At 30.4% G+C, this 24,201-nt stretch carries 22 protein-coding genes and 3 pseudogenes; 16 read left to right on the top strand and 9 right to left on the bottom strand.

Annotation, left to right across the window (positions count from 1 at the left end):
• The first annotated feature begins 207 nt into the window (after nt 1–207).
• Nucleotides 208–1,455: a hypothetical protein gene (locus bpSLO_RS06670; RefSeq protein ID WP_246990091.1), complete on the top strand. Its 1,248-nt coding sequence runs from the start codon at nt 208–210 to the stop codon at nt 1,453–1,455.
• Nucleotides 1,456–1,539: 84 nt separating this feature from the next.
• Here bpSLO_RS06670 and bpSLO_RS06675 read toward each other — a convergent pair whose 3' ends face one another.
• From bpSLO_RS06675 to bpSLO_RS08050, 8 genes and pseudogenes are all read right to left on the bottom strand, one after another.
• Nucleotides 1,540–2,397: a complement regulator-acquiring protein gene (locus bpSLO_RS06675; RefSeq protein ID WP_246990011.1), complete on the bottom strand. Its 858-nt coding sequence runs from the start codon at nt 2,395–2,397 to the stop codon at nt 1,540–1,542.
• 625 nt (nt 2,398–3,022) lie between these two features.
• The gene (locus tag bpSLO_RS06680; RefSeq protein ID WP_246990092.1) at nt 3,023–3,928 is read right to left on the bottom strand and encodes a P12 family lipoprotein; all 906 of its coding nucleotides are present in this window, start codon (nt 3,926–3,928) and stop codon (nt 3,023–3,025) included.
• A 335-nt stretch (nt 3,929–4,263) separates the two neighbouring features.
• Nucleotides 4,264–5,337 (bottom strand): variable large family protein, encoded by a 1,074-nt coding sequence (locus tag bpSLO_RS06685; RefSeq protein ID WP_246990110.1) that lies wholly within the window; start codon nt 5,335–5,337, stop codon nt 4,264–4,266.
• A gap of 112 nt (nt 5,338–5,449) precedes the next feature.
• A pseudogene (locus tag bpSLO_RS06690) lies at nt 5,450–6,536 on the bottom strand (variable large family protein).
• A 213-nt stretch (nt 6,537–6,749) separates the two neighbouring features.
• Nucleotides 6,750–7,358, bottom strand: coding sequence for a Bdr family repetitive protein (bdr, locus tag bpSLO_RS06695; RefSeq protein ID WP_246990093.1), 609 nt, complete (start codon nt 7,356–7,358; stop codon nt 6,750–6,752).
• A 49-nt stretch (nt 7,359–7,407) separates the two neighbouring features.
• Nucleotides 7,408–8,295: pseudogene (locus tag bpSLO_RS08105) on the bottom strand (phage terminase large subunit); the annotation flags it as partial.
• Nucleotides 8,296–8,306: 11 nt separating this feature from the next.
• A complete protein-coding gene (locus bpSLO_RS08045; protein WP_281506692.1) occupies nt 8,307–8,609 on the bottom strand; it encodes a DUF603 domain-containing protein in 303 nt (100 codons plus the stop codon).
• On the bottom strand, nt 8,576–8,872 hold the full coding sequence (locus bpSLO_RS08050; protein WP_281506693.1) for a DUF603 domain-containing protein: 297 nt from the start codon (nt 8,870–8,872) through the stop codon (nt 8,576–8,578). Before bpSLO_RS08050 ends, bpSLO_RS08045 begins: the two co-directional genes overlap by 34 nt.
• A gap of 143 nt (nt 8,873–9,015) precedes the next feature.
• Here bpSLO_RS08050 and bpSLO_RS06725 point away from each other — a divergent pair, with 143 nt between their 5' ends.
• Both bpSLO_RS06725 and bpSLO_RS06730 read left to right on the top strand, forming a co-directional pair.
• On the top strand, nt 9,016–9,942 hold the full coding sequence (locus bpSLO_RS06725) for an Mlp family lipoprotein (RefSeq protein WP_246990098.1): 927 nt from the start codon (nt 9,016–9,018) through the stop codon (nt 9,940–9,942).
• A 199-nt stretch (nt 9,943–10,141) separates the two neighbouring features.
• The gene (locus bpSLO_RS06730; RefSeq protein ID WP_246990099.1) at nt 10,142–10,573 is read left to right on the top strand and encodes an Mlp family lipoprotein; all 432 of its coding nucleotides are present in this window, start codon (nt 10,142–10,144) and stop codon (nt 10,571–10,573) included.
• Between the two features lie 584 nt (nt 10,574–11,157).
• Here bpSLO_RS06730 and bpSLO_RS08150 read toward each other — a convergent pair.
• Complete coding sequence (locus tag bpSLO_RS08150) at nt 11,158–11,442, bottom strand: DUF261 family protein (RefSeq protein WP_432432499.1); 285 nt, start codon at nt 11,440–11,442, stop codon at nt 11,158–11,160.
• Nucleotides 11,443–11,633: 191 nt separating this feature from the next.
• Here bpSLO_RS08150 and bpSLO_RS06735 point away from each other — a divergent pair, with 191 nt between their 5' ends.
• The 13 genes and pseudogenes from bpSLO_RS06735 to bpSLO_RS06795 all read left to right on the top strand — a co-directional run bounded on the left by bpSLO_RS06735 (nt 11,634) and on the right by bpSLO_RS06795 (nt 24,084).
• A complete protein-coding gene (locus tag bpSLO_RS06735; RefSeq protein ID WP_246990100.1) occupies nt 11,634–12,728 on the top strand; it encodes a plasmid maintenance protein in 1,095 nt (364 codons plus the stop codon).
• Nucleotides 12,729–12,737: 9 nt separating this feature from the next.
• Nucleotides 12,738–13,298: a DUF226 domain-containing protein gene (locus bpSLO_RS06740; protein WP_246990101.1), complete on the top strand. Its 561-nt coding sequence runs from the start codon at nt 12,738–12,740 to the stop codon at nt 13,296–13,298.
• On the top strand, nt 13,274–14,038 hold the full coding sequence (locus tag bpSLO_RS06745) for a ParA family protein (RefSeq protein ID WP_246990102.1): 765 nt from the start codon (nt 13,274–13,276) through the stop codon (nt 14,036–14,038). The genes bpSLO_RS06740 and bpSLO_RS06745 overlap by 25 nt, the downstream gene beginning before the upstream one ends.
• 38 nt (nt 14,039–14,076) lie before the next feature.
• The gene (locus tag bpSLO_RS06750; RefSeq protein WP_246990103.1) at nt 14,077–14,637 is read left to right on the top strand and encodes a chromosome replication/partitioning protein; all 561 of its coding nucleotides are present in this window, start codon (nt 14,077–14,079) and stop codon (nt 14,635–14,637) included.
• Between the two features lie 15 nt (nt 14,638–14,652).
• On the top strand, nt 14,653–15,132 hold the full coding sequence (bdr, locus tag bpSLO_RS06755; RefSeq protein WP_246990104.1) for a Bdr family repetitive protein: 480 nt from the start codon (nt 14,653–14,655) through the stop codon (nt 15,130–15,132).
• 306 nt (nt 15,133–15,438) lie between these two features.
• On the top strand, nt 15,439–16,395 hold the full coding sequence (locus bpSLO_RS06760; RefSeq protein WP_246990105.1) for an ERF family protein: 957 nt from the start codon (nt 15,439–15,441) through the stop codon (nt 16,393–16,395).
• Between the two features lie 32 nt (nt 16,396–16,427).
• On the top strand, nt 16,428–17,441 hold the full coding sequence (locus bpSLO_RS06765) for a variable large family protein (RefSeq protein ID WP_246990106.1): 1,014 nt from the start codon (nt 16,428–16,430) through the stop codon (nt 17,439–17,441).
• 138 nt (nt 17,442–17,579) lie between these two features.
• The gene (locus bpSLO_RS06770) at nt 17,580–18,209 is read left to right on the top strand and encodes a Vsp/OspC family lipoprotein (RefSeq protein ID WP_348648863.1); all 630 of its coding nucleotides are present in this window, start codon (nt 17,580–17,582) and stop codon (nt 18,207–18,209) included.
• A 239-nt stretch (nt 18,210–18,448) separates the two neighbouring features.
• Nucleotides 18,449–19,501, top strand: coding sequence for a variable large family protein (locus tag bpSLO_RS06775; RefSeq protein WP_246990114.1), 1,053 nt, complete (start codon nt 18,449–18,451; stop codon nt 19,499–19,501).
• Between the two features lie 103 nt (nt 19,502–19,604).
• A pseudogene (locus bpSLO_RS06780) lies at nt 19,605–20,603 on the top strand (variable large family protein); the annotation flags it as partial.
• Between the two features lie 76 nt (nt 20,604–20,679).
• Nucleotides 20,680–21,690, top strand: coding sequence for a variable large family protein (locus bpSLO_RS06785; RefSeq protein ID WP_246990107.1), 1,011 nt, complete (start codon nt 20,680–20,682; stop codon nt 21,688–21,690).
• Between the two features lie 138 nt (nt 21,691–21,828).
• Nucleotides 21,829–22,905 carry a variable large family protein gene (locus bpSLO_RS06790; RefSeq protein WP_246990115.1) on the top strand — a complete coding sequence of 359 codons (1,077 nt, stop codon included), beginning with the start codon at nt 21,829–21,831 and terminating at the stop codon, nt 22,903–22,905.
• A gap of 117 nt (nt 22,906–23,022) precedes the next feature.
• Nucleotides 23,023–24,084 carry a variable large family protein gene (locus tag bpSLO_RS06795; protein ID WP_246990116.1) on the top strand — a complete coding sequence of 354 codons (1,062 nt, stop codon included), beginning with the start codon at nt 23,023–23,025 and terminating at the stop codon, nt 24,082–24,084.
• Nucleotides 24,085–24,201: the final 117 nt, after the last annotated feature.

A 24,201-nucleotide genomic window follows, 5' to 3' on the forward strand; every position in this document is an offset into this window, starting at 1 on the left:
TAGTTTAGTTTTTAATAGTATAGAATAATCTCTACTCTTAAAATCCATACCACCTAATAATCATTTATGATAGTTATTTGAATATTATATCTTCTATTACCAAATATTGGCTCTGTTACTAATCAGTCATATAAGTTTTAAATAAATTAAATTCATTCATATTGATATATACTTATCTATTAGTAAGTAACTTTTAAGGAACAAAATATGATTTTAAAAAATAAATATTTAGCTTTAACCTTGCTTCTCAGCTTGATTGGTTGTAAGTTCTTTTTTACTGATGAAGAAATTCACAAAAAGTATTCAAAAACACTTGATAAAGTAAACTCCATGATGTTGAATGCTAGTGAGATAGACATGAAAAATATTTTTAGTGATAATCAGCATTCAGAAAAACATCTATCTAAAATTAATAGCAAAAGTACAAAAGATATATCACCTAAACAAACTGAACCTCAAACAAGTATCTTAGTTGCAACTCCCTCTGAGACAAAAAAAGAAGAATTCAGTTTGCCTAGTAATAACATTTTTGATAACGCTTCATTCAATACTTCAAATACTGATGAAAATATAGTAACACAAAAAATAACCATTAATACTCCTGCAAAAACAGATTTAACTCATACAACAGAACACAACAACATATCAACACTAGATAATGATACAACCTACTCCAATCAAAATAATATTAATAATCCTTCTCATCAAAACAGTAAGACAGTTGAACATCATTCAAATGCAAATATTCTTCTCAGAGGCAACAGTAAAACTTCTCTGAAGGCATTAAATGGTGAATCACATAATATTCAATACGAATATACCTATAAATCACATTATGACTCAAACCCAATAATATCAGGTTCATACTCTGACAGTTCCATAACAATTGAGGAATATGAATTTGACGAAGATGCAGATGCAGATTCTAAGCTAGAAACCAGATTAGACAATCAATATAAATTTAAACTAAAGAATATCACAGATAGTGTTGAGCAAGCACTTAAAATAGCTGAACAAATAAAAGATGACTTGGATACAATTGAATTCCATAGAATCAAATTAAGCAATTATTATGGAATAAGAGCCGAAGAATATGAAAAACAAACGGCAAAAAAAGAACTCTCCAAGTTTACAAAAGATAAATTAGAAGCAGATCTTAAAAAACTTCTAAGTGAAATTGAGAAGAGTTTAAATTCAGCAACAATTCTGATTACTTATAATGATTACGGTGGAAATTTACAAAGCGACCTGTCTGCAAAGACAAAATTAGATGAACTCAAAACTGAAGTAAGTTCTTTAATTACAAAAATACAAGAATTTAATAACAAAGATCATCAAGCATATCCGACATCATCTTATAATGATTACCAAACATACCAAGCATTACGAAATCCATACTCAAAACTTACATTAGTAAAAGACTTACTTACTCGCACAGGTATTGTTACCAGATAAATAGTATTTTTACTTACTCTAAATAAAAATAGGAAGATAGCTTAACAAAGCCTATCTTCCTTTGTATTTAAATATCATTAATAATTACTTAATTGTATCTAGAACACCTATAATCTTATCATATACTAATTTCATTCCAGGAATTTTAACTGTAATGAGATCTTTATATTCTCTCTCAACATGCTTTATTAATTTCTCACTATCAGAATCAATACCACCTGTCTTGGCTTTATAAGATGAAATAAGACTACCTACAGCTTTTATAAAAGCTTCTCTTTGTGACTTAATTTCGTCAAACTTTGTTTTAACTTCTTTTAAATCAACAAGACTCAATTTATCAAGTTTATCTTTACTCTTTTCTACTTTATCAATTATTTTCTCAAAATTAGATTGAAGATGTTCTCTACCTGCACTCATTATATCCTTAATCCATGTACCCTTGTTTGTATCATCTGTTTCGATATTTTTAAGAATATTTGCAAAATCTTTTATTTTCTCTTTATCGTATCCCAAAGAGGAATAAAATAATCTTCTTGCTTCCTTATTCTCATCATTATCTAGTGTCTTATTATTAACAGTATCTGTCACTGCTTTAAATACTTTATCCTTCATTCCATATTGATTTCCATCCTCAACTTCAGCCTTATCCTTATTTACTACTTTAATAAGACCTTCGGTATCCTTTTTAAGTTCAGATATTAATTTTTTCTTCTCAGCAACATCCTTATCTTCCTTTGCTGGTTCATCTCCTTGAATATCATCTACAACCTTTTCTAAACCATTGATATTAACTTCTTTGTAGGCCTCATCTCCTTGAACACTATTTACAACCTCTTTTGAAAGATCTTTATTTCTTTCTTTATTACCCAATAATTTAGAATTTAGATCACAAGATACTAATCCTACAACTAACAATGTAAATATAAATAAGTTTTTTCTCATAAATATTCTCCTTCCTTGAAATTAATAATGATTATTATATTAAATAATAATCATTATTAATTTATAATATATATCACTTTGTTTAAAATACAAATTATTTTAATTAAATTTTCTTATCTTTTTTTACTCTCTCTTAAAAAGACATAGTACTATGTTTGACACTAATATTATTATTAACTATTATTTTTATCTTGATATTGTTCAGCTATGATTTTGGTGTAAACAATTTATACCTCTAATTGCTAAAAATGATTAGAAATAAATTAATATCTATTAGTATAATTCTATATACTTTAAATCACCTTTTTTATTTACTACTGTCTTTGCTCTATAAGTCTTTATTGTTATTTTTTATTTTAAATTTCTTCAATTCCAGTAGCCTTTATAAATAATTTACCCTCTTAACTATAGCTTGCCAACAAAATATGATGCGTTAACATAAAATATAAACATTCCTTATCATTATTTAAAACCTTAAAATGGGAATATAAAATAAATACACAGTCAAATCTTAAAAGGTAATTCGTTTTAGAAACTCATTTAAATAAAATTAAAGAGAGTCCCTTATAAAGGAACTCTTCTTTAAAAATACTAACGTTATAAAATATTTAAATCTTTACTATCTCTATCTTGAAAGATTTGATAGATAAGATTTTGCTTCTTTAATGAGAGCTTCTATATTTTTCTTTTCTCCCATTGCTTCAATTAGCTTCATAGAAGAAGATTCTAATTGTTTTAACGCACTCTCTGCTTCTCTTTGTGCCTGTCTAGCTACTAAATCACTATCTCCTCTTCTTAATAAATAACGATTCCTAGGTAACTTACTTTTTAATCTCTTAGTAATAGCTTCTTTTAAAGTCTCTTGGGATTGCTCAAAAAAGGATTTTGCGGAACTTCTTTCATTAAGTCCTGCATCAATTTGGGTTATGAACATATCGATCTGATTCCTTTTTTCATTAAACCTATTTTGTAATTTAATTAGTTCCTGTCTCTTTGTTCTATACGTTTGACTATTGCTCTTAGAAATAGACCTTTGCTCTTGAAGTTTCGTCTGAAATTCTGAAAATATTCTATAAAAATCGGATTCTAATTGTTTAGACTCTGTTTGAAGCTTACGTGCCTCCTCAATTAATTGATGGAATTCAGAATCTCCAAGCACTCTTTTTACATTTTCAATTTCTGCTTGTGCTTTGCTCTCTTCATCAGTACTTGGAACTAGGTCTTCTTCTTTTATCTCTATTTCTTCTTGGACATAGTATGTATAAACTTGCTTAGACTCCGCAAATTCCGCATTAACAGTTTTTACTTCCATATCTTGCTGTATTTCTACTACTACTTCTTCTTCTAAATCATCTATAACAACTTCTTTTTGTTCCTGATTTTCTTGTTTATGGTTTAAATCTTTATTATCTTTGCTTTCATCTAAAACTTTTTCCCTTACTTCATTTAATAAATCATTAAGGACATTGATATCACATGATAACAAACATAATAATGTTAATATACATACTGATAAAATACTTCTCTTCATATCTCCCTCCTGGGATATTAGATTATTTAATCTAATATACACCTTTTATTTTAAATTTCAAAAATAAATTTCATAAAACCTCAATTATTTGACTCTGTAATAATTAAAATCTATTTAAAATTATTTTAATAAAATAAAATTAATTACATACCAAACAAAACTAATCTTATAATAATAAAATACCCCTAGTTAAAGAGATTTAGCTAGAGCTTGTTTACTTATCTTTAGTACAAATATTTAATGCGTCACAAAAATGCAAAGAAGGAAAACAATTCTTACAAAGAGAAGAGTTTTCCTAAAATGACTTTATTTAGTAGATTATTTAATTAGATAATTTATTTAGTAACAGTAAGTTGAGTAGTCGTACTAGCTTCAGTTGATTCAGTAGTAGTTTCAGAGTACTGTATTCCTTTAACAGCTTCTCTTATCTTATCTAGATTGCTTGATACTGTTCTTTGAATTACTACATTTAATACTCCTAAAACCTTATTTACAGCACTTGCTGCTGCTGCTTTAATTGCACCACCTTCATTAGCAACACTATTGACGCTAAACTTACCACCTTTAGTCATTGCCTTAAGAGCTACTGCAGCTGCTAGGTCTGCATTTGTTTTTGATCCAGTATTAGCAGCATCAAGCGCAGTAGCTAGGACTCCTGCAGCATTATCATTGGCAGCTTGAAGAGCACCATCGGTCTTGGCATCTTTAATCTTATCAAGCATTGCCCATGGATCTGCTTTGGCCACTTCATCTGCTAGCTTAGGACCAACATTAGCAGATGCACCACCACCGGTTTTTGCAACTGCTTCACCACCAGCATTAGCAGCAACCGGACCACCAGCTTGTCCATCTTCAATTTTTACGCCTGAATTCTTTGCTACTTCAATAATTTTCTTCACACTTTCAATTACTGCATCAACACTAGCCTTTTCAGCAACTACTGCAGTAGCATTATCAGCAGCATCACCAATAAGAGTATTACCAACAGCACCAGCAAGTTTAGTTAGAGCAGCAATTAATTTATCAAAAACTTCACCGGTTCCTTGAATTACACTCTTAACAGCTTCAATTGTGCTGATATTAGCATTTTTTGTTTCAGATATTTTATTTGATAGCTCTTTCAACTTATTCTTAGTAGTTGTAAGCCCATCTCCGATAGTCTTAAAGTGTTCACCTACTTTACTTCTATTATCAGTAGATTTAACTGCTGTAAGTCCAAAAGTATCACCAATAGCATTACCAAAAATGCCAAAAATCTCGTAAAACCCATGACCTATCTTAACTAATGAATCTAAGAAAGTATTCTTACTCTCAGCAGCCAATTTCTCAGCTTGAAGTTGTCCACTTCCACAACTCATAAGTAAAAATAAAGTCATCAATAACGCACAAAAAGTAATTCTTTTCATTATCACGTGCCTCCTTATTTACTCAGAGGGTAAGATATAGATAAAAGGAAAACAATTCTTATGAAGAGAAAAGTTTTCCTCAAATGACTTTATTTAGATTATTTAATTAAATAATTTATTTAGTAGCAGCAGGTTGAGTAGTACTAACTTCAGTTGATTCAGTAGTAGTCTCAGAGTACTGTATTCCCTTAACAGCTTCTCTTATCTTATCTAGATTGCTTGATACTGTTTTCCTAATTATAAAATTAAGTACTCCTAATACTTTATTTACAGCAGTTACAGCAGCAGCTTTAACTGCACCTTCTTCATTTTCAGCAGGTTGAGTAAATTTACCACCCTTAGTCATAGCTTTAAGAGCAACAGCAGCTGCTAAGTCTGCATTAGTAGCTGCGGTAACATTAGCAGCACCGGTTCCAGTAGCTAATTCTCCAGCATCGTTATTGGCATTAGCACTAAGAGCACCTTCTTTGGTTTTAGCATCTTTAATTTTATTAATCATTGCCCATGGGTCTGCTTTGGCCACTTCATCTGCTAATTTTGCAGCATCACCTGCATTAGCTCTAGCATTTCCACCAGCAAGTACTTTAGGTCCATTACCATTTTCTACAGAATTACCAGCAGTTCCTTTTTCAATCTGTACACCAGACTTTTCGGAAGTCTCAATTATAGCTTTAACTTCTTTAATAATAGCTTCAACGCTAATCTTGTCAGCACCATCAGCACCAGCATTAGCATCAGCCCGAGCATCACCAACATCAGTATTACCAGCCTCTTTAGTAGTATCAGCAAGTTTAGTTAAAGCAGCAATTAGTCGTTCAAAGACATCATTTGCACTGTTAATTACACCCTTAACAGCTTCAATTGTGCTGATATTAGCATTTTTTGTTTCAGATATTTTATTTGATAGCTCTTTCAACTTATTCTTAGTAGTTGTAAGCCCATCTCCGATAGTCTTAAAGTGTTCACCTACTTTACTTCTATTATCAGTAGATTTAACTGCTGTAAGTCCAAAAGTATCACCAATAGCATTACCAAAGATGCCAAAAAGCTCATAAAACCCATGACCTATCTTAACTAATGAATCTAAGAAAGTATTCTTACTGTTCTAAAGCCAATTTCTCAGCCTGAAGTTGTCCACTGCCACAGCTAAGAAGTAAAAATAAAGTCATCAATAACGCACAAAAAGTAATTCTTTTCATTATTACGTGCCTCCTTATTACCTCAGGGGGGCAAGATGGTTAAAAGGCTTTGAATAAGATAAAAAAGATAAAAACTAAAAGCATTAGATGCTTCAAAATTTCAGAGACTGCGTGATACAACAATTAATGAAATTAAATTGTATTTAATGAATAATTAAATGATTTTGATAAAAAAAAGGACTAAAAAATAATTGACAAAAAATCAATTAAATAAATTTACTTTACTAATAATGACATTAATGCTAAAAATATTCCTATATTAAGGGTAATAAGGGTACCAAACATCCAATTATGTAGTTTAAGTTTACTATCCAGGTCTTTAATATCAGATTTTAATTCACTTCTAACAGTATCAATCTTATTATCGAGGTCCTTAATGTCTGATTTTAGTTCACTTCTAACGTTGTCAATCTTGTTATCAAGTTCATTGAATTTAGTATCAATCTTGATGTTAAGATTATTCTCAACAGTATCTATTTTGTTATCAAGTTCATTGAATTTAGTATCAATCTTAGTGTTAAGATTATTCTCAACAACATTAATTTTATTATCAAGGTCTCTAATATCAGATCTTAAGGTTGTCTCAACCCTTTGAATCTCAGCTTGTAAGCTTGACTCTACAGATTTAATTTCAGCTTGTAAGAGAGCTTCAACTTTTTCAAGTTTTATATCAAAGTTTTCTTTTAAGAATTCAATATCCTTGTAAGTCAGTTCATTACGATAATATCTATAAGATAAATCAATAGCAATATCTCTCTTAATGCCAGCTTTAGTAAGTTCAGCTATAACCATTTGCTGAGTAATTACTGGTTGAGCAAGACCCATAAAACACTCCTTATATAATTATTATATAATATTTTAAGCATTATAATAACTTTTCTTGAAATATAAATGCATAATAACTTTGATCTACTCGCTCTAACACACAAAGAGCAGTATTATCTCCTCCAACACTGTATGCAGGATCTAAATATGCTATTGGGGAGATAAATTCATGATTACTTGTAAGATTAATATTAGTAAATATCGTATCATTAGATGCAACCCATTCTCCAAGTAAAACCTTTGCTTTATATGTTGGCAAGTCCCTGTAAATCTCTTCTTAGGTTTTAATAAAATCCCTAGAAATCAAACCATTATCATATGTTGTAAAGTTATATGTAGAGTAAATTTTTGTGTTATCAATATAATTCCTTTTAAAGAAATGCTCTGGACTCTCAGGATTGGTATCAAATATAATGGTTTGCATACCTACTCTAAGTCTCTTTAAATATTCTATTAATGTTTCCTTATGAAGAGTAGTTGCTTCATTAACGTAAATAAGTGCAGAATAAACACCTCTGAACCGCTCAAAATCACTTGCCCTATCTCCTCCATACAAATTGACTCTTAAAGAGTCTATTTCAAAATATGATGACCCACAACATTAATCTCTAATGATTTTTGGGAATTACCTATTATAAAATTATTGGTATTTTTTTCATACACATTCCTATTTGTAAGCAGCATTTTTAAGAATAGATAACATGCTAAAAATGTTTTACCGCTAGCAAATCTCACCACAAAGGATTATTTTAGTTTGTCTACGTTTTTCAATAGATTTAAGTACTTCTCGTTACTTTGTAGTTAAGTGTCTCTCCTCAAACCCTTTAAAATCAATCTCTAATGCTTTCGGTTTAATTAAATCCATTATATCAATACCAAAATCAAGCTTGTACTCTCGCTCCATTTCTTTAAATATAGGTAATTTATATATATCCATTACCATGTCCTTTAAATTTGTAATTTAGAGCGCACATCTGTATCAGTAGCTTTAAGCTTTAGCATTGGCTTGTAATATAGTGACATCTTCTTAAGTTCTCTCTCCCTTTTAAGCTCATCGAGTTTAAGTTTTAACTCTTCAAGCTCACGACTTTCTTCTTCTGAATGTGCTACTTTTTTATTTAAAGTCTTCTTATAAAGATTGCTAATTTGCAACTCTAATTCTTCTATTTTGTAATTATGAGTTTTAAGTTCCAACTCTAAATACCTACTAAATGAATTTATAAACTCAAGTCCCAACATACTTTTAGCCATACTAAACTGACTCTTAAGATCACGCGCCTGGGCCTACTTTGCAATGCTTGAAGTAAAATATTCTTAAAAGTATCTTCACGAATAGTAAGCTTAACAGCACCAGTAATATACTCAGGGGCATCTTTAATCTCTTCCCACCTGAGTCTCATCTTTCCTACATTAACACGACTCACTCCCATCTCTTTTGCAATACTAACGTCATTAAGCTTTCCTTCTTTAAAATACACAATATAATCATCAAACGATTTCTTTACCCTACTCATATATTTTTAAACCTAGTATAGATTAACAAAATCTAACACAAGATAGCATAAACTATATAACATAAGTTATAAGACTACAAGTATCTAAACAATATCAAATTAATAAGTTATAATGTTCTTATAAATAAGGAGAATATTAACTTATGAATAAATATATAAAATTAATAACATTTTGCAGCACAGTTATATTTTACTGTTGTGATGGAAATAAACTAAGTTCAGTTTCTAATACTGGTTTTAAAACTCAATTTACTAATATAAAAAAACCAAAAATAGACAATCAAACAATAAAAACTGTTACCTTAACTGATGATGAAAAGGAAAAATTCGATATTCTTATAAATGGATTTGATAAAGCGCTGGAGTTAGATCAATATTTTAAGATAGATAGTAACTTTGGAGCAAAGCAAAGTCCAAACTTCTTAAATTGGCTCCGATTAATAGACATATCAAAAAAGAAAGAATTAGCTAATTTGTTTACTATAGTCTATGACTTCTTAAAAGACAAAAAACCTCCTGAATTAAACAATTTAACCATCAATCAATTTGTAATCAATACTATTGTTTGCCAAAATAAAAACCAATGTAACAACACATACAACAAGCTTGCAATAAATACGTTTTTTAAAGATACTTTAATCGCAGTATGTGGAAGGGGAAAAAACAATGAAGATATATTTGAATATCTTAAAAAAGAATTAATTAACCCAACCAATAATGTGGCTGGTCTCATGGGAGAAGACAGGATCATACAAGCAAGATTCAGTACAACCCAAATACAAGCATTAAACTTTTTAAAAGAAACTTTAGTTACTCAAGAAGCTCACAAATTAGCAGATATAATAAGAGCAAATAAAGCCAAGGATTTGCTTCACTTAAGTGACATAACAATAAAAGAAACCTTGAATCATATATACAGTGAATATTCAAAATGCAATAAAAATGCCGCGGGCAAAACTAATTTTCAAGACAAACTAAGAGAATATTTTGACAACAACGAAGTAAATGAAACAACAATGAAACAATTCATAAATACCATACATAGTGAGCAATGTAGGTCCGCTGGATAAATAAAACCCACCACACTAATTAAGTGTGAGTAATGAAAGATATTGAATCAATATAATTTAAAAAGAAAGCAAACAAAAAGAATAAAAACAAAATAATGAACTTTACAAAATCAATGAATACCTATAATAGGCTCATACAACTCAAGAAAAACTGCTATATATTGTTTAAAGCACAAATATTAAAGACAAGGGGTTTTATATGAATAAAATTAATTTTATTTTGATTTTATTACTAATAATTAGTAGTTGTGAATATGAACATAGAAATGCTACACCTAAAAGAAGAGTTAAAAGAAACTTGGAAGAACAAGCAGAAGTACAAAAAACACCAGAAGCAGTGCTAAAAGAAAAGCTAAATGATACTGAAAAATCAAATCTGGATTTCTTAAAAGATGCCTTAGGTGATACGGAAAAGTTTAATCAACTTCTAAATCTAGATGAAGAAAAAATAAAAGCTGCACTTGAGCATATAAAGACTCAACTTGAAAGCTGTAAAGAAAATGCTGAAAACAGCAAATCTACTTTTAAAGAGGTAGTAAAAGGATACTTTAGCAAAATAGATGATAATACACTCAATGGTTTTAAAGACGGAGCAACAAGTGGTTGTGTAGAAGGAGGAGCAGGAGGTTAAATGAAACTCCCATGATCAAAGATGAAAGTTAAGAAATAGAGATTTAAGAAAGATAGATTTAAAATAACAAGGCAACAAAAACTCTAGATAAATAAGTGTAAAAAAGAATAAATTAAACTCGTTATAAAAATGGTAAGAGTAACTATAAAAATAAACTTTTGATTAACAAAAAAAGTAAAGTTAAATTTTGTACTAAAAAACCTATCATTGCAAACGTAAAAGCTACTAAATAGACAAATAAAGTATACAGAGAGTAAACATTTAAGTATTTGTTAAGGTTAAAGTATTCTGGATATATTAACCAAACATATCAAAAAAAACTCTCTATTTATATAAATAACCTTAGATCAGATATTTTCTATGCAATGGAAACTTTTAAAAATTGATTATACGTTTAAGTATTTGATAATATTTTTATATACCTCAGGTACTACTTCCCATTTCAAAATTTTTGGTTTTTGACAATCATTTGATTTATTATACATATAAATCTTGAAAGATTAAAACCAATATTTCATTATTCATTTTTTATTTATAAAAGTAACAGACTGAATCTCAAGCAAACATAAATATACGCTTAGACGTTAAAGAATCCTCTTTTTCCCTCTCTTTAAGTTCAAGTCTTTGATTTCAATTTTACTTATCTCAAATCGATTACTTATGCATCTATAAATATGATTTTCCCACAGCATATTTGTATTAATAACAAAACTTTGAAGTATACTGCATGGTAATAAAATATAACAATTACTTCTTATATATTCTAATTTAACAAAGTTATGATACTTATTGTTAATATCATTAATATTAAATCGTATCTTTTTAAAGATTTCTATGTAATAATTAAGACATAAAAAATGAACCCCCATTACTTTATTTGTATAATTCTCATATCTTAAAGACCTATTAACCACAATTTAGTTGCCTTTCATAACAAAAATAATAAAACCTTCAGTTTTTTCACAAAAAAACATTTTTATTAAAAGAAAAGTTTACTTTTTAATATTTATTGAGTTATTATGGTTAGTAATAAAACACAATAAATAATAGGAGATTAAAAATGAAGGGCACAAAAAAACCTACCAACAAACACCAACACAAATTAATCGTTTTAGTATCTACACTAAACTACATGAACTTAAATCTTAAGCAATACACTCAAAGCAACATACTTTATTACTTTAATAACAATATGAAAAAAAATGGCCAAAAACCTATTAAACTTAAAACTCTACAAAGTTATCTCTATAAATTAGAAAAAGTATTAGGTGTTACAATTAATTATTACAAACACTTGGGTGTTAACATGGGAACTGAAGTTTATTACAAACTTAAATATTCTAAAAAAGAATGTTACCGCATAATCAATAAACACTTTAGAGAAAAAAAACAAGAAAGACACAAAAAACGTGTTAATGAATATCTTGAAAAGACTTGCACTAAAAATAGCAGTGTAGAAAAATGGGAGTGTTTTAATAATAATTATAATAATAAAGAAGAAGATAAAAATACAAAAACCATAGAAAAATTACAAGTAGAAAAATATGCTAAGAAATGCAATTTTAAATCAAATGCTTTCCTTTCTATTTTGAGTTTAGAAGCGGACAAAGATTTTAAAATTCAATCATTTAAAGCCATTAAAATAGCTGAAAATTGTAGTTACGAAAAGACAAATAGCATTAAACCAAATAACAGTAGGCTTAAGAATAAACAAAAAGAATTAAGTAAAATACTAGATGAGATAAAAGCCAATCTAGAGAATGAAGGGTATGATAGTAAACAATTAAAGATCCAAATACAAAACGTATATGAACAATATAAAAACAAACCACACTTTATCATAGAAAAAGATAAATACAGTGATCTAAAGAAGATAATAGAAAAACTTAAAAAAACAGTTGAATATACTAATAGAAACACAAAAGAAAATGAGAGAGACATTAGGAATAACGTATTTAGCATACTTCTTGAACAATTAAGACATAAAGTGGACACGTCAGTTTTAGTACCAATACTAAAGAATTATTTAAGCAAACAGAACAAATTAGAATATAGCAAGGTATTTAGCAACCATTACTACTACGAAATTTTAGAGTTGATAAAAGATAATAAAGATTATTTACAATTAGGAGAATCCAAAAAAATTACTAGTTAAGGATTAGTCATGAAGAATGTATTAGAACGCCTTAAAGAGAAAAAGTTAGAAATTAAGGATAAAAGAGATAAACCTATCTTTATCAAAATAGAAAATAAAAATAACAAAACTTTATATCATACAAAAATAATGAATGATTTTTATGTATTTGGAGTTAATAAGAATCAAAAACATAAATTTTTTATTGCATTTAGAGGGTTATTTGATAGAGAAAAAATCCATGAGTTTAATTTATTTTCTATAAAAGGAGATGATAAATTTTTAGGTATTTATTATGGGTATAGAAAACCAGTGCAAAATATCATAACAAGATATGAAGAGAATGGTATCATGAAGTCATATACCTTTTCAAAGGTTTATTACATAGAATTTAGATTTAAAAAAGGTAGTGTCTTTTGTTATCTTAAAGGGATATCTCGTTTAATTAGGAAAGAAAGATCACAAACACAGTATGGTCAATTTTTACTTGGACTAATAGTCAATTTAGAAAAGGAAGTATACGAATTTTATGGTAAAAAATTACCGAAAGGAGGTCTTATAACCAAATGGATAGAAAAAAACCAGAAATAATAACAATAGCATCAATTAAAGGTGGCGTTGGTAAAAGCGTACTAGCAGTTATTTTTAGTCACATTTTGAAAAATTTTAATAAAAAAGTTTTATTGGTTGATTTGGATCCTCAAAACAGTTTAACTAGCTATTTCATCAAGTATATAAAAAGTGTTGAAGGGCTTAATGTATATTATATGCTTAAAGAATATAGGAATTTTAATCTAGATAAATATCTAAATAAGATAAGTAGTAAAATGTGCATTATACCTTCTCATCCAATTTTGTGCAAATTTGAACAAGAGGATGAAAGGTATAAAGAACAATTATTAGAACATTGCATAAACAAGATTTTATCTAATAACAATTTTGATTATATAATGATTGATACACCTCCTAGTTTGAGTCCTTTACTATACAATGCTTTAAATGTTACAGATAAAGTTATAATACCTGTTCAACTTGAAAGGTGGTCTGTTGAAGCATTTCCTATGCTAATGGATGCAATAGAAGAAGTTAACATTTTTAAAAATAAAAAAATAGATGTTTCAATAGTGGAAAATCAGTTTGTTAAAAATAGAAATACTTTCAAAGATATAGAAGAATTGGTATTAAAAAATTATGGGATGTTTATTAAAGGTAAAATTCACAGTTTTAACAGTATTAAAGTTTTAATTAACGAATTGAAAGAACCTGATATGCAATCAATGTATTACAAAGAGGCTCAGAAAGCTTTGGAGAAAATAGTAAAAGTACGCTAGCGTACTTTTATAATATTTGAAAAATAAAGGAGGAAACAATGTCTAGAATTCGGAAAAAGGAGATTGTTTTAAACAGCAGAAAAACTAGTATTAATCAATTTGAAAGGGATGATGATAAATATGATGAAATAGAATATGAAAGTTATAAAAATCAAATAAGAAGAATTACTGTAAGTGATATAGGCAATAAAATTGAATTAATGGAAATTTTATATAAAATAAGGATGAAAAAACTTTATCAACTTGATGGATACAAGAAGTTTGAAGATTTTCTTGAAAAATTTGTCATAGCAAGGAGTCAAGCATTCTTGTATTTGCGGCTTTACAAAAGAGTATTATCAGGTGATTTAAAAATAGAGGAAATTAAGCAATTTGGATTTAGAGAGGCGTATAAAAGAATTAAAAAGTTTGATATAGATAAAAATATTTCAAAGGAAAATCCAATAAAACCATTAAGATTTCAACTTAAAAGTCAGGATAGTTACGATTTTTATAAAAAAAATGCAAAATTGACAGCATTCATTTTAGATGATATTTTTTCAAGTAAAAAAGATTTACTAGAAGAGTTTATAAAAAATTTTAAAAGTTTAAAGGGCTAAGTATAAGGAGTATTTATGAACAATTTAGCATATAAGATATATAGAACAGAAGATTTAAAGAAGGAGTTTTTAAATAAGGGATTTACTGAAGAAGCTGTGGATTTCATTTTACTTCATAATGATAATTCTAATTTTGAAGTCTTAAAGGAAAAGATGAATTCATTAGAACAGCAAATCATTAATGTAGAGAATAACTTAAAAAAAGATATTGAATTTACTAAGATAGAATTTAAACGAGAGATATCTAATCTAGATATCAAAATAGACAATGTAGAGAAGAATTTACAGAAAGATATAACTAATCCAGAGAAGAGTTTACTTAAAGAAATACAGAATAATAATGCAGTACTATTAGAAAAGTTTGACATGTTAAATAAAGTTTTGTTAGAAAATCTTGGTGTAGAAAATAGAATGCTCATTGTTATTATGGCAATAGTACTACCAATAATTATATCTATTGTTATGTCTCTAATAAGTAAATTCTTTATAGGATAAAAAAGTTATTATAAATAAGGATTGATTTTATTTGAAATTTGTTGTATTTTATTTATCGTTAGTAGTGCTATTCATTTAGAACTCCTAATGTTATTGTGTTCGATTCACAAAGGCTTTAGGTCTTGGTTAAAAATTCTTTTTAAGAATTTTTAATTAAGGCCTAAATTTTTATGTTCAATTTTAATGATTTGCTGTATTATTTTTTTTGTAAAGTTTTTATTAAAAATATTTTGTTGAAAAATTGACAAAAACAAGTTTTGTTGTATTATTTTATTTATAAAACACAATAGATAAAAGGAGTTTAATATGACAAAAAATATTATAAATACAAAAATTAGAATGCGTAAAGCAGTTAAGAAACAGAGTAAACAGACAACAAGAAAAGTAACAGATATAATAAAATTTGAGCAAAATTCAGTAACAAATGAAAATCAATCAAAGATAAACTTTCTAAAGTCTTTGCATAGTCTACAAATGCATTTAAGTGGTGTTGCTAAGAATCTTAATGGATATGGATATAAGTATCAAGATTTTAATGAGATAATAAGAGAAATAAAGAATGTTATAAAGACCAATAATTTAGACATTGGTTTTATGCAATATCCAACCATAAAGAATTTTGATGGTGATTTAGTTAATGTTATTACAACAACATTTTACAGTCCCAAGAGTGGATATAGCGAGTCATTTGATACACCTATTTACAGCGAAGAATTAACGTCCACTGGAGTAAAGAATCAAAATACATTACCTCAACTTGTAGGTTCATGCATAACATATTTTAAAAGATATGCTCTTGTAGCATACCTATCAATTGAGAGTGAAGTTGATACTGATGCTAGTTCCTTGGAGCATGTTCAAGAAGCTAATCAAGAACAAGCTAGTAGTGTAGATGTTTTACCTGTAAAATCTCTAAAAAAAAGTAAAGGTATTAATAGTATTAATACTAAAACAGTAACTAAGGGCATAACAGAGAAGCAATCTGTAAGTCATAAATCTATAACTAGCCTTAAGAGTCTTCCTAAACGTATACTTGCTAAGTATCATTATTACAAGAAATTACTACAATCATCTAAAAGGATGCATTCGGTATTAGGTGAGACACCTTTTGATAATTTAGAAATAATAGATAAGTTTTTACTACAATTAAAGAATGATTATGATTCGAGTATACTCAAGTTTTTTGAAACTAAACCAGAACTTAAAACCATAAAGTATTGGACTGAGCTTATAAATGATTATTTAATTTATTTTGTTACTTAATAAGAACTTAGATTGCTTTAAGTGCGTTATTAATGACTTTATTTTTACTTCTTAGTTGTGGCAGTGGTAGTGCTAAGGTGGAAGATCCTAAAACTACTTTCTTAAACTCTATTGCTAATTTAGGTAGAGGGTTCTTAGATGTTTTTACTTCCCTTTCTGATATGGTTGCTGGGGCTTTTGGTATTAAGGCTGACACTAAGAAATCTGATATAGGTAAGTATTTCACTTCTATTGAAACTACTATGAACACAGTTAAAAAAAAGTTACAAGAGGAAGTTGCTAAGAATGGGAATTATTCAAAGGTAAAGAAAGTCGTTGATACATTTATCACTAATACATTAGACAAAATTGCTGCAGGAGCAAAGGAAGCTGCTAAAGGGGCTACTACTGATACTGCTATTGGTAATGCTGTTAAAAATCAGGATGCTAAACCTGCAAATGCCGAAAGTATAAACTCACTTGTTAAAGGGATTAAAACAATAGTTGGCGTGGTTTTAAAATCAAATGAGGGAAATGCAGAGGCTACTAAGACAGCAGAGGATGAGCAAAAATCAATTGGTAAGTTGCTTAGTGGTAAAGGGGCTAGTGATGGAGAAGAAAAACATGCAGCTGCAGCTAGTGCATCAATTGGGGCTGTAACTGGGGCTGACATCCTAAAAGCTATTGCTAAGTCTGCTGAGACTGCTGATAAGGTTGACCTTGATCAAGCAAAAGATGCTGCAAGTATTGCTGCTGCTAAGAAAGATGTTGCTGCTGATTTTACAGATGCAAGGAAAGATGCTGTGATTGCTGCGGGTATTGCTTTAAGAGCAATGGCTAAAGATGGTAAACTTGCTGCTAAGACAGGTGAAGATAAGTCTGCTCATGCAATAAATGGTGCTGTTGCTAGTGCTGTTGGTAAGACTTTAAGTACTCTAATAATAGCAATAAGAAATACTGTTGATAGTGGTTTAAAAACAATAAGTGAAGCACTAGCTGCCGTTAAACAAGAAGATAAATCCACAGAAGCTACTACACCCGCAGAAACAGCAACTAGTGGACAGTAACAATAAAATAATTATTAATAAACATACATAACTAAATAAAGTCATTTGAGGAAAACTTTTCTTTTTATAAGAATTGTTTTCCTTTTATCTATATCTTGCCCCTATCTTGTCCCCTTGAGAAAAAGGAGGCACGTGATAATGAAAAGAATTACTTTTTGTGCGTTATTAATGACTTTATTTTTACTTATGTCTTGTAATAATTCAGGGACTTCTCCTAAAGATGGGCAAGCGGCTAAATCTGATGGGACTCTTATTGATTTAAAGTCAGTAAGTTCAAAAATAACAGAGGCTGTTGCTTTTGCAAACGATGTTAAAGACGTTCATACCTTAGTTAAGTCTATTGACGAGCTAGTTAAAGCTATTGGTCAGAAAATTAAAAATGATGGTATTGAAGCTGAAAAGGACCATAATGGATCGTTAATTGTAGGAGCATATAGTGTAATATTAGCTGTAGAGACTAAATTAACATCATTAGAAAAAAAAGTTGGGCTTTCTAGTGATTTGAAGGGTAAGGTTACTGCTGCTAAGACTGAAAGTACAGCTTTCTTAACTACGGTTAAATCAAAGCATACTGATCTTGGGAAAGAAGGTGTTACTGATGCTCATGCAAAAAATGCTATAGATAAAAGCGATAATACTGGAGATAAAGGAGCTTCAGATCTTGTTAAGTTAAACACAGCAATTGATGCTTTGTTAACATCTGCTAATGCTGCAGTAACAGCTGCAATTAAGGAACTTACAACCCCTGCTAAACCTTCTAACAACTAAGGCATAAACAAGTTAATTTATTATTATAAGATTAGTTTTTAATCAATCGTAATTATCTGATAAAATAAAGTCTATAAATAATAAGCTAGGAGTTTGCTTCTCTTAGCTTATTTTGTTTCTTTATTCTATATCTACTTCCTTTATTACTTTATTATATTTCTTTAAATTTCTTATGATTTCTTTTATTTTTTAGACTTACATTTATGCATTGATTTTACCTTTTTTTATTCCTTAATGAAATCTTATATTTCTTATTTTTACTTCTTAGCTGTGGCAGTGGTCAACAACCAGAAGCAGGTAAGGGGGGCTCAGCAGCTACAGGAGGGAGAAGTTTAAGCGAAGTCCTAATGGAGGTAGGTAGGAGTGCTGAGAATGCCTTTTATTCATTTTTAGAGTTACTCTCAGATACATTAGGCTTTACTGCTAAATCAACTACAAAGAAGAGTGATGTAGGAGGGTATTTTAAAAGTCTAGGTTCGAAGCTTGGAAAAGCATCAGACGAATTAGAACAAGTAGCAAAGAAGTCAGAAGGAGAAGGAGATAAAGATGAACCAATAGCCGTAGCAATTAGAAGTGCAGTTGATACTGCTAAGACTACTTTAAACACATTAAAAGGTCATTTAGAGTCTTTAGGTCAAGTAGGTGATTCTAAACCAGTAGGTGATGCGGAAACTACTGCTAAACAAGGAACAGCAGCAGATGCAACTGAATTAAAGAAAGCCTTTAATTCATTGAAAGAAATAGTAAAAGCTGCAACAGATTCAGGTGTTCAAGAATTAAAAGCAGGAACTACAACACTATCAATAGATAATGTAGATAATAAAGATGGGGCTAAGATATTAGGTACAGATTCGGCAGCAGCAGCAGATGTGTCTAAAGCAGCAGTAATATTAGCAGCAGTAAGTGGTGAGGAAATTTTAAAATCAATAATTGAATCACAAGAAAATGATGCGGTAGCAGGTGTTTCAAGTAATGCAGATGTCAACACAAGTGCATTAAAGTTTGCAAAAGGAGGAACAAATAATCATGTATCAAATGCACATACTCCAAAAGCAGCAGCGGTTGCAGGAGGGATAGCACTGCGCTCATTGGTTAAGACAGGTAAATTATCAGCAGGAGCAGCAGCTAATAGTGCGGGAGGACAAGGAGAAGTACAAAAAATAGGAGTAACAGCAGCAAACAAACTATTGAAAGCAGTAGAGGATGTAATTAAGAAGACAGTAAAGAATGTTCTTGAAAAAGCAAAAGGAGAAATAGATAAAGCAAGAGCTACAAAACCAGAAGGTCAGTAATAAGATAAATAATTAGATTAATTACTTAAAAGTAAGATTAGAAGGCATCTTAGATCTATATCTAAGATGCCTTCTATATTGTTGTAATTAACTTTAAGAAGTTAAATTGGCTGCTAAATCTAGAATTTCTTTCTTTGATTCACTTATCAAAATAGGTCATGGATTTCAAGAGATTTTTGGCTTTTTTGGTAATGCTATTGGTGATGCTTTTGGATTTACAGTAGTTAAATCGGGTGACAAGAGAAGTAAAGTTGGTGAACACTTTGAGAAGATAAAAAAAGGTTTAGGTGATACTAAGAATAAGTTAAAAGAGCTATCAAATAAAATATCTGAAGCAAAAAATGCTAATAGCAGCACAATTGAAGCTGTTAAGGGTGCAATTAAAGGTGCTAGTGATGTCTTTGAACAACTAATTGCCGCTCTAACTAAACTTGCTGATGCAACTAAAGATGATAACCCAATTGGTCATAATGATAATAATGCTGCTGCTGGTGCTGAAAAGGATGGAGTTGAAGCTATTATTGCAGGAGTTAAAGAAATTGTTGAAGCAACAGAGAAGTCTGGAGTAAAGATTGAAGCTGGAGATGCTGGTGGGCAGATAACAGCTGCTGCTAATACTGCTGCCCCTGCTGTACTGAGTGGTCATAATAATGCAGCTGCAGGCGCTGGAGCTGGTGATAAGCTAGCAGCTGAAGTTGCTAAAGCAGATCCATGGGCTATGATTGATAAGATTAAAAATACTAAAGTCAAAACAGGTAATGTTTCTGGTGACAATACTAATGAAGCTGGGGCATTAGCTGCTGGAACTGGGGTTGATAATGCTGGTGCAAAGAGTAATGCAGACCTAGCTGCTGCTGTTGCTCTTAAAGCCATAACTAAAGGTGGTAAGTTTAGTAATGCTGCTAATGAAGCTGGAGCAGTTAAGGCAGCAGCTGTAACTGCTGTAAATAAAGTATTAGGAGTCCTCGACGTGATAATTAGGAAAACAGTATCAAGCAATCTAGATAAGATAAGAGAAGCTGTTAAGGGGATACAGTACTCTGAGACTACTACTGAATCAACTGAAGCTAGTTCTACTACTCAACCGGCTGCTGCTAAATAAATTATCTAATTAAATAATCTACTAAATAAAGTCATTTGAGGAAAACTCTTCTCTTTATGAGAATTGTTTTCCTCAAATGACTTTATTTTTACTTCTTAGCTGTGGCAGTGGTAGTGCTAAGGTGGAAGATCCTCAGAGTAGATTCTTGAAAACTGTTATTAGTTTAAGTAATGACTTCTTAAATGTTTTCACTTCCCTTTCTGATATGGTTGGAGGTGTTTTAGGGTTTAATACTAATACTAAAAAGTCTGATGTTGCAGTTTACTTTAAGAGAGTTCAGGATACTTTACAAGGCACTAAGGATAAGCTTAATAAAATTGTTGCTGACATGAAATCTGATAATAATCCTAATTCTTCTACAGTTGAGACTGCTGTAACTAATTTAGTTACTACCACTCTTGATAAGATAATCCAGGGGGCTAAGACTGCTAGTGAGGCTATTGGTTCTGATAATAACCCAATTGCTAATGTTGCTGATCAGAATGCAGGTGCTGCTGGGACTAAAGTTGATGAATTAGTAAGTGGAATTAAGACTATTGTGGATATAGTACTTGGAAAAGAAGGAAATGCAGAGGCTGGTACTGATAAAAAAGCCGATGGTCTTACTGCAAGAACTGCTCAAGCTGCTAATGGTGAAGCAGGTAAATTATTTGCTGCTAATGCTGATACTGCTGATAATGCAAAAAAATCAGCATCTGATGCTGCGAAAGCTGTTGGGGCTGTAACTGGTGCTGATATCTTGCAAGCTATTGCTAAAGGTAATGAAGGTGTAGCTGTTAAGTTAACTAAGAGTAATGATGGTAACGCTGGAGCTGCCCCTAAAGATGCAACTATTGCAGGAGGTATAGCACTGCGAGCTATGGCTAATGATGGTAAATTTGCTGGTCCTACTGCTGCTGATAATGATTATGCCTTTGCAGTTAAAGGTGCAGCAATCAGTGCAGTAACTAAGGCTTTAGATACTCTAACAATAGCGATAAGAGAAACAATTGATACAGGGCTTAAGAGTGTTAAGGATGCTATGAATATTAATTCTACTGATACTCCTATAAATACTGATAAGCAGGTTCCTGAGGCTAAAAGTTAATAATCAGAATTAATAACAATATACATAACTAAATAAAGTCATTTTAAGAAAACATTTCTCTTCATAAGAATTGTTTTCTTTTTATTTATGTTTCTTTTTATTTATGTCTGGTCCTCTGAATAAATAAGGAGGCACGTGATAATGAAAAGAATTACTTTTTGTGCGTTATTAATGACTTTATTTTTACTTATGAGTTGTGGTAGTGGTAGTACTAAGACGGAAGATCCTAAAACCACTTTCTTAACTTCTATTGCTAATTTGGGTAAAGGTTTCTTAGATGTTTTTACTTCCCTTTCTGATATGGTTTCTGGTGCTTTTGGCATTAAAGCAGATACTAAGAAATCTGATATTGGTAAGTATTTCACTTCTATTGAAAAAACTATTAATACAGTTAAAAAGAAGTTACAAGATGAAGTTGCTACTAATGGAAATTACTCAAAACTTAAAACAGTTGTTGATAAGTTTATTACAGGCACATTAGACAAGATCGCAGAAGGGTCTGAAACAGCTGCTAGTGGTCTTAAAGATGCTAATAGTAATTTGGGAGCTATAGAAAAAGCTGATGATAATAGTAAAGGAGCAAATGCAATTAGTGTAGGAAATCTAGTTAAAGGAATAAAAACTATAGTAAATGTGGTTTTAAAACCAAATGAAGGTGATGGGGTAAAAGATGTAACTAATCCTCTTGATGACGATAAGAAAAAAATAGGAAAACTATTTGGTGATAAAACCGGTAATGGAGCAGAAGAGAAACATATAGCTGCTGCTAGTGCTTCAATTGGTGCAGTGACTGGGTCTGATATACTAAAAGCTATTGCTAAGTCTAGTGATCAATCAGTTTCTGGTAAGGCAAGTGAGGCAAAAGATTCAGCAGGGCTTGCAATGGCTAATGGTGATTCAACTGAAACTACTGACTTAAATGCAGCAGCAAAGAAAGATGCAGTTATTGCTGCTGGTATAGTTCTAAGGTCTATGGCTAAGGATGGTAAATTTATTGTTAAGGATACTGCTGCAAATAAAACTGAGGCTGAGGCAGCTAAAGGGGTTGCTGCTAATGCTGTAAACAAAACTTTAAGTACTTTAATAATAGCAATAAGGAATACTGTTGATAGTGGTTTAAAGACAATAAGTGATGCTCTTGCTACAGTTACACAAGAAGATAAATCCGCAGATTCTACTACACCTACAGGCGCTACAGCTAGTGGACAACAATAAAATAATTATTAATAAAACATAACTAAATAAAGTCATTTTAGGAAAACTCTTCTCTTCATGAGGATTGTTTTCCTTTTGTTTATGTCTAGCTCTCTTGAGTAAAAAAGGAGGCACGTGATAATGAAAAGAATTACTTTTTGTGCGTTATTAATGACTTTATTTTTACTTCTTGGTTGTGGGAGTGGCAGTACTAAGACGGAAGATCCTAAAACCACTTTCTTAACTTCTATTGCTAATTTAGGTAAAGGGTTCTTAGATGTTTTTACTTCCCTTTCTGATATGATCACTGGTGCTTTTGGCATTAAAGCAGATACTAAGAAATCTGATATTGGTAAGTATTTCACTGATATTGAGACAACTATGAACACAGTTAAAAAAAAGTTACAAGATGAAGTTGCTAAGAATGGGAATTACTCAAAACTTAAGACAGTTGTTGATACGTTTATCACTAACATATTAGACAAGATTGCTGCAGGAGCTAAGGAAGCGGCTAAAGGGGCTACTGGTGATGCTATAGGAAATGCTACCTCAGCTGGACATGGAGCTACTCCTGCTAGCAAGGATTCAGTTGTTTCACTAGTTAAAGGGATTAAGACTATTGTTGAAGTGGTATTAAAAAATAATGAAGGGAGTGCAGAGGCTACTAAAACTGCAGAAGATGATAAAAAGGATATTGGTAATCTTTTTATTAATGATACAGGTAAGGCTGATGCCAAAGAAGAAAATATTGCAAAGGCAGCAGCAAGCATTGGTGCAGTAACTGGTGCTGACATTCTAAAAGCTATTGCTAAATCCACGGAAGAGCCTAAAGCTGATCAGGGTGAGGGAATTGAAAAAGCTACAGATGCAGCAGAGATTGCGATTGCTCCCGCTGTTGCTAACAAGAAAGAAATTAAAGATGCAGCAAAGAAAGACGCGATTATTGCAGCGGGGATTGCTTTAAGAGCTATGGCTAAAGATGGTAAATTTGCTGCTAATCAGAATGCTAAAGATTCTAATGCAGTTAATGGTGTAGCATCAAATGTTGTTGGTAAGACATTAAGTACTCTAATAATAGCAATAAGAAATACTGTTGATAGTGGATTGAAAACAATAAATGCAGCTTTTGCTACAGTTACACAAGAAGATAAATCTTTAGATTCTACTACACCTGTAGGCGCAGCAGATAGTGGGCAATAATAAATAATTATCAATAAACATAACTAAATAAAGTCATTTGAGGAAAACTTTTCTTTTTATAAGAATTGTTTTCCTTTTATCTATATCTTACCCCCTTGAGTAAAAAAGGAGGCACGT

The organism is Borrelia parkeri (assembly GCF_023035815.1).
Classification (GTDB): domain Bacteria; phylum Spirochaetota; class Spirochaetia; order Borreliales; family Borreliaceae; genus Borrelia; species Borrelia parkeri.

Bases quoted from the DNA above. Each gene is read 5' to 3' on its own strand.
- bpSLO_RS06670 (WP_246990091.1), top strand. From the start codon at position 208: ATGATTTTAAAAAATAAATATTTAGCTTTAACCTTGCTTCTCAGCTTG.
- bpSLO_RS06675 (WP_246990011.1), bottom strand. From the start codon at position 2,397: ATGAGAAAAAACTTATTTATATTTACATTGTTAGTTGTAGGATTAGTA.
- bpSLO_RS06680 (WP_246990092.1), bottom strand. From the start codon at position 3,928: ATGAAGAGAAGTATTTTATCAGTATGTATATTAACATTATTATGTTTG.
- bdr (WP_246990093.1), bottom strand. From the start codon at position 7,358: ATGGGTCTTGCTCAACCAGTAATTACTCAGCAAATGGTTATAGCTGAA.
- bpSLO_RS08045 (WP_281506692.1), bottom strand. From the start codon at position 8,609: ATGGCTAAAAGTATGTTGGGACTTGAGTTTATAAATTCATTTAGTAGG.
- bpSLO_RS08050 (WP_281506693.1), bottom strand. From the start codon at position 8,872: ATGAGTAGGGTAAAGAAATCGTTTGATGATTATATTGTGTATTTTAAA.
- bpSLO_RS06725 (WP_246990098.1), top strand. From the start codon at position 9,016: ATGAATAAATATATAAAATTAATAACATTTTGCAGCACAGTTATATTT.
- bpSLO_RS06730 (WP_246990099.1), top strand. From the start codon at position 10,142: ATGAATAAAATTAATTTTATTTTGATTTTATTACTAATAATTAGTAGT.
- bpSLO_RS08150 (WP_432432499.1), bottom strand. From the start codon at position 11,442: ATGGGGGTTCATTTTTTATGTCTTAATTATTACATAGAAATCTTTAAA.
- bpSLO_RS06735 (WP_246990100.1), top strand. From the start codon at position 11,634: ATGAAGGGCACAAAAAAACCTACCAACAAACACCAACACAAATTAATC.
- bpSLO_RS06740 (WP_246990101.1), top strand. From the start codon at position 12,738: ATGAAGAATGTATTAGAACGCCTTAAAGAGAAAAAGTTAGAAATTAAG.
- bpSLO_RS06745 (WP_246990102.1), top strand. From the start codon at position 13,274: ATGGATAGAAAAAAACCAGAAATAATAACAATAGCATCAATTAAAGGT.
- bpSLO_RS06750 (WP_246990103.1), top strand. From the start codon at position 14,077: ATGTCTAGAATTCGGAAAAAGGAGATTGTTTTAAACAGCAGAAAAACT.
- bdr (WP_246990104.1), top strand. From the start codon at position 14,653: ATGAACAATTTAGCATATAAGATATATAGAACAGAAGATTTAAAGAAG.
- bpSLO_RS06760 (WP_246990105.1), top strand. From the start codon at position 15,439: ATGACAAAAAATATTATAAATACAAAAATTAGAATGCGTAAAGCAGTT.
- bpSLO_RS06765 (WP_246990106.1), top strand. From the start codon at position 16,428: ATGACTTTATTTTTACTTCTTAGTTGTGGCAGTGGTAGTGCTAAGGTG.
- bpSLO_RS06770 (WP_348648863.1), top strand. From the start codon at position 17,580: ATGAAAAGAATTACTTTTTGTGCGTTATTAATGACTTTATTTTTACTT.
- bpSLO_RS06785 (WP_246990107.1), top strand. From the start codon at position 20,680: ATGACTTTATTTTTACTTCTTAGCTGTGGCAGTGGTAGTGCTAAGGTG.